Raw genomic sequence first — 11972 nt, forward strand, 5'->3', positions numbered from 1 at the left:
TCGGCGTCAAAAGCACGTGGCCGTGGAGTCACACTGTAGAAATTGCGCCGCACGCGCGCATGAGTCGTCCGCCCCTTTTTCCGGGAGACAAGCGCCCTGCCACCTCTGCCCGCGACCGTGACAAAGCGCCCGTCCGGAAGCGTCAGGCAGGGGTGTCCGCGGCGAAGGACCGCTGGCTGTAGCAGCTAGAGAAGCTCGGGCGCCTGCACCGTCACCACGACGGTCTGCACATCGCCGTCGCGCTCGCGGGTGCGGATCCACCACACCGAGCCCTTGCGCACCGGGCAGCTGTCCTGCTTCAGCCCGAGCAGCAGCGAGATCGCCTGCCCCAGCGAAGGCTGGTGGCCAATCACCAGCACCACCGACTTGCCGTTGGGCCAACCGGTGGCAGCCAGCAGTTCGTCGGGCGTGGTGTCGGGCGACAGCTCGGAACGCAGCTTGTACTTGCGGCCCAGTGCCAGCGCGGTCTGCTCGCAGCGGCGCGCCGGGCTGCACACGATGCGCGTGCCGTCGGGCAGTTGCCGGTCGAGCCAGGAGGCCATGCGCTTGGCCTGTTTTTCGCCGCGCGGCGTGAGCGAGCGCTGCATGTCGTCACACCCTTCGGTCCAGTCCTCGGCTTCGGCGTGACGCCAGAAGATCAAGTCCATGCTCATCGTCTTTCGAACTTCTTCTTCAACTTCAATTGGAGGACGCATCACGGTGGTTTCCTCGTGATGCATAGCGGCCCATCAAGGCGGCCTGGGCGCCATGCGCTTCGATCGCGGGGGACGCGCCCGCCTCGCCGGGGTGCGTGTCGTGGTCGACACGCCGGTAGACGCCGTCGCCGCCCAGGTCCCAGGCGTCGCGGCCGTCGTGCAGGTAAGCCACCAGGCACTCGTCGATGAGGCGCTGGCGCAGGTTGGGGTCGGTCACGGGCCAGGCCAGTTCGATGCGCCGCATCATGTTGCGGTTCATCCAGTCAGCGCTCGACAGGTAGAGCGACTCGTCCTCGCCGTGGCGGAAATAGAACACCCGCGAATGCTCGAGGAAGCGCCCGATCACCGAGCGCACGCGGATGTTGTCGGTGAGCCCCGGCACCTGCGCCGGCAGCGTGCAGGCGCCGCGCACGATGAGGTCGATCTTCACGCCCTTCTGCCCCGCGCGAATGAGCGCGCCGATGATGGCCTCGTCGGTCAGCGCATTCATCTTGGCGACGATGCGCGTCGGCTCGCCGCTGGCGGCGGCCTGCCCCAGCGCATCGATGCGCGCGACCAGGTTCTTGTGCAGGTCGAAGGGCGCCAGCCACATGCGGTTGAGCTTGGGCAGGCGGCTCTGGCTGGCCAGGTGGACGAACACGGCCTCCATGTCGGCCGTGAGCGCCGGGTCGGCCGTGAGGTGGCTGATGTCGGTATACAGCCGCGCCGTGCGCGGGTTGTAGTTGCCGGTCGACAAGTGGCCGTAGCGGCGCAGCTGCTTGCCCTCGCGGCGCGTGACCAGCAGCATCTTGGCGTGGGTCTTCAAGCCCACCACGCCGTACACCACCTGCGCACCGATCGACTCGAGCATCTCGGCCCAGTTGATGTTGGCCTCTTCGTCGAAACGCGCCTTCAGCTCGACCACCACCGTGACCTCTTTACCACGACGCACGGCCTCGCGCAGCAGGTCCATGAGCTCCGAGTCGGGGCCGGTGCGGTAGATGGTCTGCTTGATGGCGAGCACCTGCGGGTCGAGCACCGCGTCACGCAGGAAGGCCAGCACGCCGTCGAAACTCTCGAAGGGCTGGTGGATCAGCACGTCGCCGCGCTGCAGCCGGTCGAAGAACGACTGCGCAGGCGACAGCGTGACGGGGAACGACGCCACGTAGGGCGGAAAGCGCAGCTGCGGCTCGCCGATCAGGTCGATGAACTGCGTGAGCCGCGCCAGGTTCACCGGGCCGTGCACGCGGTACAGCGCCTGCGGCGGCAGGTTGAACTGGGCGAGCAGGAAGCTTGCGAGCGATTCGGCGCAACTCGCCGACACCTCGAGCCGCACAGCCTGCCCATAGTGACGGTGCTGCAGGCCCTGGCGCAGCGCGGTGCGCAGGTTCTTGACGTCTTCCTCGTCGACGGCGAGGTCGGAGTGGCGCGTGACGCGGAACTGCGAGAAGTCGCCCACCTCGCGTCCCGGGAACATGCTCGACAAATGGGCGCGCACCACGCTCGACAGCGCCACGAACAGCGTCTTGCCGTCCGACACCTTGGCCGGCATCTTGATGAGGCGCGGCAGCACGCGCGGCAGCTTGACGATCTGGATAGGGTTCTCGCGGCCGAAGGCGTCCTTGCCACCCAGGCGCACGATGAAGTTCAGCGACTTGTTCGCCACCTGCGGGAACGGGTGCGCCGGATCGAGCCCCACGGGGATCAGCAGCGGGCGCACCTCGCGCTCGAAATACTCGCTGACCCACTTGCGCTGCGCCGGGTTGCGGTCGCCGTGCGACACGATGTGGATGCCGTGCGTCGCAAACGCCGGCATCAGCTCGTCGTTGTACAGCGCGTACTGGCGCGCCACGAGCGCATGGGCGGCCTCGGCCAGCCGCTCGAAAGATTCGACGGTGTAGGTGCCCTTGCTGTCACCGGCGCTGCCGGCGATCAGGTGCGGCGCGGCACGGACTTCAAAGAACTCGTCGAGGTTCGACGACACGATGCACAGATAGCGCAGCCGTTCGATCAGCGGCACTTCGGGCCGGTGGGCCCAGTCGAGCACACGCTCGTTGAACGAGAGGATGCTGTGGTCGCGGTCCAGCAACGCGAAGGGAGGCGCTTCACCGACGCGCGAAGGGTCAGCGGAGAGGGAGGGCATGGGCACTGATTCTGGAGCAAGCGGCACGGGAGAACACGACGGCTGAAATATGACAGTGTCAACGTCGTCCGTGACAGTTCCATGACATCCGCGTGACGCACCCCGCTCTGCGAGGAGCGGCCCTGTCATATTCGGCGACAGCGAAGCAGCGTGCGGCCCGGCGTCGGGCCGGATGGCCGCCGGCTTCATGCGCCGAGAAAGTGCTTGCGGTAGCGCGCCGGCAGGTCGTCGATGCGCATGAGCATCGGCAGGTCGGCGGTGTTGAAGTCAGGGTCCCAGGCCGGCGCGCCGAGCACCTTGGCGCCCAGTCGCAGGTAACCCTTGATGAGCGCGGGCGGTTCCACGTCGAGCGCGCTGTCGAGCCGTTCGACCGGCAGCGGCAGGCGCGGTTGCACCTGGTACTGAATGGGCGCGAGATGGCTGGCCGAGAGCTGGCGCCAGATGCTGGCCGCCGCGTCGCCGCTGGTCACGCCGTTGTGCGACATCGGAATGCTCGCGCAGCCGATCATGGTGTCGAGCTTGTTGCGGTGCATGAAGCCGGCCAGCGCACCCCACAGCGCGAGGATCACGCCGCCCTGGCGGTGCTCGGCGTGCACGCAGCTGCGGCCCAGCTCGACCATGCGCTCGCGCAGGTCGCGCAGACGGGTCAGGTCGAATTCGGTGTCGCTGTAGGTGCTGCCGACGCGGCGGGCCTGTGCGGGGGTCAGCACGCGGTAGGTGCCGATGACCTGGCCGGTGAGTTCGTCCCGCACCAGCAGGTGTTCGCAGAAGTCGTCGAACAGGTCGATGTCGTGGCCGGCCAGCGGCGTGGTCAGGCGTGCACCCATCTCGCCGACGAACACATCGTGACGCAGGCGTTGCGCGGCGCGCACGTCGTCCAGATGGCGCGCCCAGCTCACCGTGATGCCTGGCTTGCTGGCCTCGGCGGCCGGCGGCACGATGACGGCCAGCGGCGCGGCGGGGACCGACGTGCGGGTGGCCAGTGCGGCCGCAGCGGCGACAACGGCAACGGGGGTTCCAGCTGCGGGTGCAGGCCACAGGGCTGCGCGCAGTCCGAGCTGCGAGAGCGGAAACGTCGGGTTCGGCAGTTCTTTCATGGGGAATCCCTTTCTGCTGACCGAGTCTGGACACGCGCAATGAAAGCGGCATGTCAGCGGCGTGGCAGACACATGACGTTGTTACAACGCGCGTCAGCGTCGCTTTGGCGCCGCTTCGGCGTCTAATGCGGGGCATTCGCGACACGGAGTTCGACCCCATGGCCACCGATGCACCAGGCGCCAACAGCCGCCTGCACCAGACTTTCCCTGTCCTCAGTGACGCCGAGATGGCACGCATCGCCAGCTTCGGCAGCGTGCAGCGCTTTGCGCGCGGCGAGCGACTGTTCACCGCCGGCGAGACCGGCGCCGGCATGTTCGTGCTGCTCAAGGGCGTGGTCGCCGTCACGCAGCGCGACGGCCTGGGCCATGTGGTGCCGATCGCGCGCCAGGGACCGGGCGAATTCCTCGCCGAGGTCGGCCAGCTGAGCGGGCGCCCTGCCCTGGTCGACGGGCATGCCGATGAAGAGGTCGAGGCGCTGGTCGTGCCGCCGGACCGCCTGCGCGCGCTGCTGGTGGCCGAGGCCGACCTGGGCGAGCGCATCACGCGCGCGCTGATCCTGCGGCGCGTGGCGCTCATCGAATCGGGCGCGGCGGGGCCGGTGCTGATAGGACGGCCCGACTCGCCCGAGATGGCGCGGCTGGAGAACTTCCTGCGTCGCAACGGCCATCCTTATCACCTGGTCGATGCAGCCGCCGACGCCGATGCCGCCGCACTGCTCGCCCAGTACGGCCCCGACAAATTGCTGGCTGTCTGCCCCGACGGTTCGGTACTGGTCAACCCGAGCGACGAAGGCCTGGCGCGCTGCCTCGGCATGGTCGACACCGCGGCACGCGACGAGCTGTACGACGTGGCCGTGGTCGGCGCCGGGCCGGCCGGCCTTGCGACCGCGGTGTACGCCGCCTCCGAAGGGCTGCGCGTGATCGTGCTCGATTGCCGCGCCTTCGGCGGACAGGCCGGCGCCAGCGCACGCATCGAGAACTACCTGGGTTTTCCGACGGGCATCTCGGGGCAGGCGCTGGCAGGCCGCGCGTTCGTGCAGGCGCAGAAGTTCGGTGTCGAGATGCTGATTCCGGCGCAGGTGGAAGCGCTCGACTGTTCGCGCGAGAACGCGCTGGGCAGCCTCGCACTGAAGCTCACCGACGGCCGCACGATCAGCGCGCGCACGGTGGTCATTGCGAGCGGCGCGCGCTACCGCCGACCCGGCGTGCCGCGTCTGGCCGAATTCGAAGGCCGCGGCATCTGGTACTGGGCCTCGGCCATCGAGGCCAAGATCTGCGCGCAGCAAGAGGTCGCGCTGGTGGGCGGCGGCAACTCGGCCGGCCAGGCGGCGGTGTTCCTGTCGCGCCACGCGGCCAAGGTCAACGTGCTGGTGCGTGGGCCGTCGCTGGCGGCCAGCATGTCGCGCTACCTCATCGACCGCATCGAGGCCACGCCCAACATCTCGCTGCAACCGCACACCGAGCTCGTGCGGCTGCACGGCGCGCCCGAGGAAGGCCTCACCGGCGCCACGTGGCGCTGCCACACCTCGGGCCAGGAGCACGACTGCCCGGCACGCAACATCTTCCTGTTCGTCGGCGCGGAGCCCGAGACGTCGTGGCTCGACGGCTGCGGCGTGTCGGTCGACCGCCACGGCTTCGTGCTGACCGGCCCGGCCGCGAGCAGCGGCTTTCCGGCGCGCCCCGCTGCGGCGCTCGAGTCGAGCGTGTCCGGCGTGTTCGCGGTGGGCGACGTGCGCTCGGGTTCGGTCAAGCGCGTGGGCGGCGCGATCGGCGAAGGCGCCGCGGTGGTGGCGCTGATTCACCAGCACCTGTCGTCGACCTCGGCCGTGGCCTGAGTTTTTTCCAGAGATACCCCATGCCCATCCAAGCCTGCGAACACGTTCCCGCCGACCTCGCGCAACCGCACACGCCCCATGGCTGCGAAGACTGCCTGAAGACCGGCGACACCTGGGTGCATCTGCGCCTGTGCGTGCACTGCGGCCATGTGGGCTGCTGCGATTCGTCGAAGAACCGCCACGCCACGAAGCACGCGCGGGCCGAAGAACATCCCGTGATCCAGTCGATCGAGCCCGGCGAACACTGGATGTGGTGCAACGCGCACGAACGACAGGTGGGGTGACCGGTCCACGGCACTGCAGGCAAATGCCCGCACCCGCACGCGTCCGGATGCGCGTGTATATGCTGCCGTTCTCCCGTCACAACCCTCTCAATCTGGAGCTCCGCGACATGCCCGCATCGCCCATCGAGGTCTATTCCTGGCCCACGCCGAACGGCCACAAGATTCACATCATGCTCGAGGAGTGCGGCCTGCCGTACCACGCGCACCCGGTGAACATCGGCACCGGCGACCAGTTCGCGCCCGAGTTCCTGAAGATCAGCCCGAACAACAAGATCCCCGCCATCACCGACCCCGACGGACCGGATGGCCAGCCGATCTCGCTGTTCGAATCGGGCGCGATCCTCGTGTACCTCGCGGGCAAGACCGGCAAGTTCCTGCCCACGGGCGACCGCGAGCGCTACGACGTATTGCAGTGGCTCATGTTCCAGATGGGCGGCGTCGGCCCGATGCTCGGCCAGGCACATCACTTCCGCATCTACGCGCCCGAGAAGATCGCCTATGCCGTCGACCGCTACACCAACGAAGCCAAGCGCCTGTACGGCGTGATCGACCGGCAGCTGGCGAAGCACAAGTTCATCGCCGGCAACAGCTATTCGATTGCCGACATCGCCATCTTCCCGTGGCTGCGCAGCTGGGAAAACCAGGGCATCACCCTCACCGACTACCCGCACCTGAAGGCCTGGTTCGACGGCATCGCCGCGCGTCCGGCCGTGCAGCGCGGCGTGAAAGTGCTGGCCGATCTGCGCCGCCCGATCACCGATGACAAGGCGCGCGAGATCCTTTTTGGCAAGACGCAGTACGAGAAGCGCTGAGCGGGCCTTTATTCGGGCTAGAATCGAAGGCTTGGCGGGGCGTAGCGCAGCCTGGTAGCGCATCTGGTTTGGGACCAGAGGGTCGAAGGTTCGAATCCTTTCGCCCCGACCAAAAGAAAAGTGAAAGCCTGCAACGATGAAAGTCGTTGCAGGCTTTTTTCTTTTCCGGGCCGCTCGCGATCACCGCGAATCTCGCGCCCCTTTAGACGTTTCGTAGCACGACCCACCGGTTTCCGTACATCAGGCAACGTCACTGCATTGTTGTTACACCGCAATGGCAACCTTTTTCTTACGGGACTACCCGTGTGGCACTCGGCGCTCACGCAGAATCGAGTCAATCGTGATCATGTTTACAAAGTAAGCTGAATCGCGTTTACAAAGCCAAAGAGCTGAGTCAGGGATGGAAATTGAAGCAGACCCTCACCCCTGGACCCTTTTCCGATGCTGAATTACTTTTCCCGCTGTTCTTGCGGCCTCAGGCATCTCGCACGCATCGAGCGCCGGCCATGGATGCGGCTCTTCTCGAGCCAACGCTTCTACCAATGCAGCGCCTGCGGAAAAAAGCAACTGGCGTCCGAACGCGCGGTGAACGAAGCGGTCTTCAAGTACCGCTCGGAGAACGTCTGACACCCCCTCGGCCACAGCGATCCAGGGAGGCATCGGACGGTCGAAACGCCCGCCCTTAGCAATCTGTTGCGCGTGCAGCCCTTTCGCTGCATGCCCTGCGCACCCACAGAATCGAACACGGGTGCTTCACGGTTGCATAGACCGCGAAGCAGCGTCGGGGAAAGAGTGTCGACACCTTCCCGGTTTGAACTCTTCTGTGATGCTGCTGAATCTGTTTCTCCGATGTTCCTGCGGCCTGGCCGGCCTTCGTCGCCTCGAGCGGCGAGCCTGGATGAGGATGCTGCCGGCCCTCAGGTTCTACCGGTGCAGCACCTGCGGCCAGAAGCAGCTCGTGTCGAAGCAGGCCGCCGAGACCGCCAGGGTGTCGTCTCGCGCCAGCCACGCCCATTCGCCCTCTCAACGAGCGCCCGCGAAGGCGTCGTGCATGGAGGGATGTAGGTAGAATCCGCGCTTCCCCGGTCAGAGGCAGAAGCGTCCAGACCGTTGATTTTTCGGGTCTGTAGTCGCACTGCGTGCGGCCCGAGGGCCGAAGGCTCAGGCCCTCGCTTCTCAACCGGAATCTGCCCGTAGCTCAGTTGGATAGAGCACCTGCCTTCTAAGCAGGTTGTCGGGGGTTCGATCCCCTCCGGGCAGGCCATTTAGTGGCGCCATCTTCCCCCACAAAGAGCCGCGAACAGCCATTTTTCCTCTGTAGAAGCGGGTGATTTCGCTCCACGAGCAATCACGAGAAACCGCTGAGATTCCTCCAATTTGGGGGAACAAACGGGGGAACGGGTACAGTTTTAGCCCCAGCAGCCGAAATTGTTCCCCCATGCTCACCGACACCGCCTGCAAGAAGACCCTCTGCCCTGCCGACAAGCTGCGGCTGCGCCTCGCCGACTCCGGCGGCCTTTATCTGCAGATCGAGCCCAGCGGCTCAAGGCGGTGGTTCTGGAAGTACCGCTTCGACGGCAAGGAAAAGCGCCTGGCCCTGGGCAGCTATCCCGAGGTGACGCTCAAGGCCGCGCGCACCGGCCGCGACGACGCCCGCAAGATTCAACAGCAAGGCATCGACCCCGCGCAGCGCAGGCAACTCGAGAAGCTCGAGCGCAAGGTCGACACCGACGCCAGCTTCGAGGCAGTGGCGCGCGAGTATCACAAGACCAAGAGTTCGGCGTGGAGCCCGCGGTACGCGGAGCGCTGGCTCTCCATCATGGAGAAGGATGCGTTCCCCTGGCTCGGCAGCCTGCCCCTATCCAGCATCACGGCGCCGATGCTGTTGCAGGTCCTCCGTCGCATCGAGGCCCGCGGCGCGCACGAAACTGCGCACACCTTGCGCCAATGGTCCGGCCAGGTGTTCCGCCACGGCATCGCCACCGGCCGGTGCACCAGCAACCCAGCGCCCGACCTGCAAGGCGCGCTGGTGCCGGTGCAGGTCAAGCACATGGCCGCGGTGCTGGAGCCAGTGAAGGCGGGCGAGCTCATGCGCGCTATCGCCGCATACGCTGGCCAGCCTGCGACGCGCGCAGCGCTGCACCTCTCTGCCCTGCTCTTTCAGCGGCCCGGCAACATCCGGCAAATGCGCTGGTCGGACCTCGACCTCGAGAAGGCGCTATGGACCATCCCGGCAGCGGACATGAAGCGTACGAAGACCGCAAAGATCAACGGGCGCCCGCACCTGGTGCCGCTGCCAATGCAGGCCGTCGAGGTCCTTGTCGACCTCAAGCCACTCACGGGCCACGGCCAATACGTTTTCCCGAGCCTGCTGACCGGCGAACGGCCGATGAGCGACAACACCGTGAACACAGCGCTGCGCCGCATGGGTTTCGACAACACCGAGATGACGGCACACGGCTTCCGAGCGATGGCGCGCACGATCATGGTCGAGCAGATGGACGTCGAGCCCGAGGTCATCGAGGCGCAGCTCGCGCACGGAAAGAGCGGCCCGCTTGGCGCCGCCTACGATCGCGCGGAGTTCGTGGTCAAGCGCCGCAAGATGATGCAGCTGTGGGCCGACCATCTCGACGAACTGCGCCAAGGGGCGAAAGTCTTGGCATTCAGGGCTGCTTAACGCACGCATTGGCCGTGCCACGATACATCCGACGCAGGAGTTGCCGCCGGCCAGGGCGGTAGTTCAAGCCTCCGCGACTTCCTGCTCGCCCCTCTGCCATCGGACACTGGCTCAGCGTCGATCCGGTCCACCACAGGTAGAGCATCTCGCGCGCCTCGACAGAGGTGAGCAATCGAGTCCTCAGGGAAAGGAGCGCACCAGGTCGAGACCTTCCCTCAGAAGGCCCAAGTTCGCAGGGTTCTCGCCCATGAAATCTTGGTAACCAAAGGTTAGGATGGTGGCTCGAACCAAAGGAGCGAGGGAATGAAAAGACTCGGCATTGCCCTGTTGGCAACCGCGTGCTCGATTGCGCACGCCGTGGGCTGGAACTATGAAGCGTCCACCGACAAGATGACGGGAAAGAAGTCGGCGGAGGCCCAGACGGTCTCGGACAACTCTCTCAGTTTCGACTTCCCGTACAAAGGGACGAACAGAGGCTATCTAACCGTTCGCCAACATCCTCAATATGGACTGGATATTCTGATCTCGATCGACAAAGGACAGATGCTTTGCAGCAGCTACGACTGCAGGGTCTCCATCAAGTTTGACGATGCGGCTCCAGTCAAGTTCAGTGGCAACGGCCCCGCCGACCACAGCAGCCAGACCATCTTCATTCAAGGCGCAGCGAAGTTCATCGCCTCTGCCAAGAAGGCGAAAAAGATCCTGGTTCAGTTCAATGCGTATCAGAACGGCTCACCAGTGCTTGAGTTCAGCACTCCGCAGCCGTTGGACTGGCCGAGGAAGTAGCGCACGCCCCCTCGTAATGCCACCAGCCGACACAAAGAAATGAGTCTCTTCGAACTCCGCGTGACCTCGCTAGTCCCTGCGCTTGGAAACGGGAAAACGCTGAAAACCAATGCGATCGCCGAGGATGGCTTTGACTATGCCGTCAAAGCGATCACTGACCATCCGATGTTGCCATGCTCAGAGTGGCTGAGTTATCAATTCGCCCAGTCAGTGGCACTGAGTTGCCCAGCCTGCGCCACTTTGGTCATGCCCGATGGTGCACGAGCCTTCGGCAGTCGCATTCAACCGGGCTTGACGCGCATGGAAGAGGTGGTCCGAAATGGAATCTCACCTGAAGTCTTCCTAGCTGACTGCGCAGATCGCTTGAGCGTAGCCTACGCACTCGATGTCTTCATTGCCAACATTGACAGGCACTTTGGCAATTTCCTCTTTGGCATCAACAGCCTAAACCAGCGCACTGCGATGCCGATCGACTACTCGCATGCACTCCTTGTTGGAGGCTGGCCTCTGCGGGACATCATTGGCAAGAACAATCCCACCACACTCCACATGACGATCATCCGTGGAATGGGGTTGTGGCGTTCGCCACAAGCACTCATGGCCCTGGGCACGCTCTCGCAGATTAAGAAAGAGAGCGTTGCTCAGTGGCTACTTGATATGCCTCCATCGTGGCTCGAAACAGCCAAGAGTGAAGCCTTTGTTACGTGGTGGGGAGGCGAGGATTTCCATGCGCGCGTGTCAAAATGCGTGCAGTATTGCCAGCCATGAAAGCGGACACTTTTACCCCTTTCGTTCTCCTTCGCGCTGTTGATCAGGTACGCGGGGAGAGCCTCAACGCGGGCGTCGTTTTGTTCACCCCGAATGGCGCCCTTGTGGGCGCTGCACCAGACTCATCGCGCATAAAGGCACTGCACCCGGACTTCGGTGTCGTCTCGACGGCAACATGGGCTGAGCGACTTCAAGAATCACTCAACAAGTTCGCAAAGACCCTGCCGGAGATCGCACAACAGATTGCGATGCTGCCCCTCCTCTGTCAGCCGTTCGTTGCAGACACCGAACCAGGCACGACCCTTTTGAACGCTGACGACCCTCAACAGACTCTTGATGCACTGATGACATGGCAGGTCCTAGCGCGCCCAGCAACAGTTCGTGCCAAACGGGATAGCACCAAGAGACAATCGAAACTTACGTCGCAGATGCGCGCGTGGTTTCGCTCGGCAAAGGTCTTCAGCACCAATCCGGAAGATCTCAGCAAGGGCCGTGTAATTGCAAATTTCCCGGTCGATGCGCGCGATGATCTATACGCAGACTTCGCAGTGAAGAATGGTCGCCTACATGTCTTAGAAACACTGGACCTACGAGGCATTGACCACCTCACGCCATCTATTCGGGGTGACGCAGCTGTGAAGGGCTTCACACTTGATGAAGCTAAGACCGCAGTCGATGGTGATCGAATTGCCGTTGTAAGCGCATCAAACTACGACGTAGCGCGGCCCGCAATTAAAATGATTGAGCGGAACGCGACCAACTTGTATGTGATGGAGAGCCCCAAGGACAAGCAGGCCTTCGTTGATTTTATGCACCGAGCCCTTCACAACGACGCGCTACCTGACTTTGTACTCACTCGACCTCAAGCGGCAAAGTAGCAGAACAACCTTTGAGAC

At 64.4% G+C, this 11972-nt stretch carries 11 protein-coding genes and 2 tRNA genes; 10 read left to right on the forward strand and 3 right to left on the reverse strand.

Annotated features, from left to right (window positions below; translation table 11 throughout):
- Nucleotides 1-185: 185 nt before the first annotated feature.
- Genes IG196_RS16610 through IG196_RS16620 form a run of 3 tightly spaced genes read right to left on the reverse strand, consistent with a single transcriptional unit; the run spans nucleotide 186 to nucleotide 3914 of the window.
- Nucleotides 186-647, reverse strand: coding sequence for a SixA phosphatase family protein (locus tag IG196_RS16610; RefSeq protein ID WP_180838933.1), 462 nt, complete (start codon nucleotides 645-647; stop codon nucleotides 186-188).
- A gap of 31 nt (nucleotides 648-678) precedes the next feature.
- On the reverse strand, nucleotides 679-3006 hold the full coding sequence (gene ppk1 / locus IG196_RS16615; RefSeq protein ID WP_192191990.1) for a polyphosphate kinase 1: 2328 nt from the start codon (nucleotides 3004-3006) through the stop codon (nucleotides 679-681).
- Nucleotides 3003-3914, reverse strand: a complete 912-nt coding sequence (locus IG196_RS16620) for a GNAT family N-acetyltransferase (protein WP_192191991.1) — start codon at nucleotides 3912-3914, stop codon at nucleotides 3003-3005. Before IG196_RS16620 ends, ppk1 begins: the two co-directional genes overlap by 4 nt.
- Before the next feature lie 158 nt (nucleotides 3915-4072).
- Between IG196_RS16620 and IG196_RS16625 the strand changes: the two genes are divergently transcribed.
- The 10 genes from IG196_RS16625 to IG196_RS16670 all read left to right on the forward strand — a co-directional run bounded on the left by IG196_RS16625 (nucleotide 4073) and on the right by IG196_RS16670 (nucleotide 11954).
- Entirely contained in the window at nucleotides 4073-5749 is a 1677-nt protein-coding gene (locus IG196_RS16625; RefSeq protein ID WP_192191992.1) for an FAD-dependent oxidoreductase, read from the forward strand.
- Nucleotides 5750-5769: 20 nt separating this feature from the next.
- On the forward strand, nucleotides 5770-6033 hold the full coding sequence (locus IG196_RS16630) for a UBP-type zinc finger domain-containing protein (RefSeq protein WP_192191993.1): 264 nt from the start codon (nucleotides 5770-5772) through the stop codon (nucleotides 6031-6033).
- 107 nt (nucleotides 6034-6140) lie between these two features.
- On the forward strand, nucleotides 6141-6845 hold the full coding sequence (locus IG196_RS16635) for a glutathione binding-like protein (protein WP_192191994.1): 705 nt from the start codon (nucleotides 6141-6143) through the stop codon (nucleotides 6843-6845).
- A gap of 35 nt (nucleotides 6846-6880) precedes the next feature.
- Nucleotides 6881-6957, forward strand: a tRNA-Pro gene (locus IG196_RS16640).
- 329 nt (nucleotides 6958-7286) lie between these two features.
- Entirely contained in the window at nucleotides 7287-7472 is a 186-nt protein-coding gene (locus tag IG196_RS16645; RefSeq protein WP_143605924.1) for a hypothetical protein, read from the forward strand.
- A 560-nt stretch (nucleotides 7473-8032) separates the two neighbouring features.
- Nucleotides 8033-8109: transfer RNA gene (locus IG196_RS16650), tRNA-Arg, on the forward strand.
- Nucleotides 8110-8283: 174 nt separating this feature from the next.
- Nucleotides 8284-9522, forward strand: coding sequence for a tyrosine-type recombinase/integrase (locus IG196_RS16655; RefSeq protein ID WP_192191995.1), 1239 nt, complete (start codon nucleotides 8284-8286; stop codon nucleotides 9520-9522).
- Between the two features lie 303 nt (nucleotides 9523-9825).
- Nucleotides 9826-10308, forward strand: a complete 483-nt coding sequence (locus IG196_RS16660) for a hypothetical protein (RefSeq protein ID WP_192191996.1) — start codon at nucleotides 9826-9828, stop codon at nucleotides 10306-10308.
- 39 nt (nucleotides 10309-10347) lie between these two features.
- Nucleotides 10348-11076, forward strand: a complete 729-nt coding sequence (locus IG196_RS16665) for a hypothetical protein (RefSeq protein WP_192191997.1) — start codon at nucleotides 10348-10350, stop codon at nucleotides 11074-11076.
- Nucleotides 11073-11954, forward strand: coding sequence for a DUF3037 domain-containing protein (locus IG196_RS16670; protein ID WP_192191998.1), 882 nt, complete (start codon nucleotides 11073-11075; stop codon nucleotides 11952-11954). The genes IG196_RS16665 and IG196_RS16670 overlap by 4 nt, the downstream gene beginning before the upstream one ends.
- Nucleotides 11955-11972: the final 18 nt, after the last annotated feature.

Source organism: Variovorax sp. 38R (genome assembly GCF_014843395.1).
In the GTDB taxonomy this organism is placed as follows: domain Bacteria; phylum Pseudomonadota; class Gammaproteobacteria; order Burkholderiales; family Burkholderiaceae_C; genus Variovorax; species Variovorax paradoxus_H.

Excerpts from the sequence above, each read along its gene's own strand:
- IG196_RS16610 (WP_180838933.1), bottom strand. The coding sequence starts at position 647 with ATGGACTTGATCTTCTGGCGTCACGCCGAAGCCGAGGACTGGACCGAA.
- ppk1 (WP_192191990.1), bottom strand. The coding sequence starts at position 3,006 with ATGAAGCCGGCGGCCATCCGGCCCGACGCCGGGCCGCACGCTGCTTCG.
- IG196_RS16620 (WP_192191991.1), bottom strand. The coding sequence starts at position 3,914 with ATGAAAGAACTGCCGAACCCGACGTTTCCGCTCTCGCAGCTCGGACTG.
- IG196_RS16625 (WP_192191992.1), top strand. The coding sequence starts at position 4,073 with ATGGCCACCGATGCACCAGGCGCCAACAGCCGCCTGCACCAGACTTTC.
- IG196_RS16630 (WP_192191993.1), top strand. The coding sequence starts at position 5,770 with ATGCCCATCCAAGCCTGCGAACACGTTCCCGCCGACCTCGCGCAACCG.
- IG196_RS16635 (WP_192191994.1), top strand. The coding sequence starts at position 6,141 with ATGCCCGCATCGCCCATCGAGGTCTATTCCTGGCCCACGCCGAACGGC.
- IG196_RS16645 (WP_143605924.1), top strand. The coding sequence starts at position 7,287 with ATGCTGAATTACTTTTCCCGCTGTTCTTGCGGCCTCAGGCATCTCGCA.
- IG196_RS16655 (WP_192191995.1), top strand. The coding sequence starts at position 8,284 with ATGCTCACCGACACCGCCTGCAAGAAGACCCTCTGCCCTGCCGACAAG.
- IG196_RS16660 (WP_192191996.1), top strand. The coding sequence starts at position 9,826 with ATGAAAAGACTCGGCATTGCCCTGTTGGCAACCGCGTGCTCGATTGCG.
- IG196_RS16665 (WP_192191997.1), top strand. The coding sequence starts at position 10,348 with ATGAGTCTCTTCGAACTCCGCGTGACCTCGCTAGTCCCTGCGCTTGGA.
- IG196_RS16670 (WP_192191998.1), top strand. The coding sequence starts at position 11,073 with ATGAAAGCGGACACTTTTACCCCTTTCGTTCTCCTTCGCGCTGTTGAT.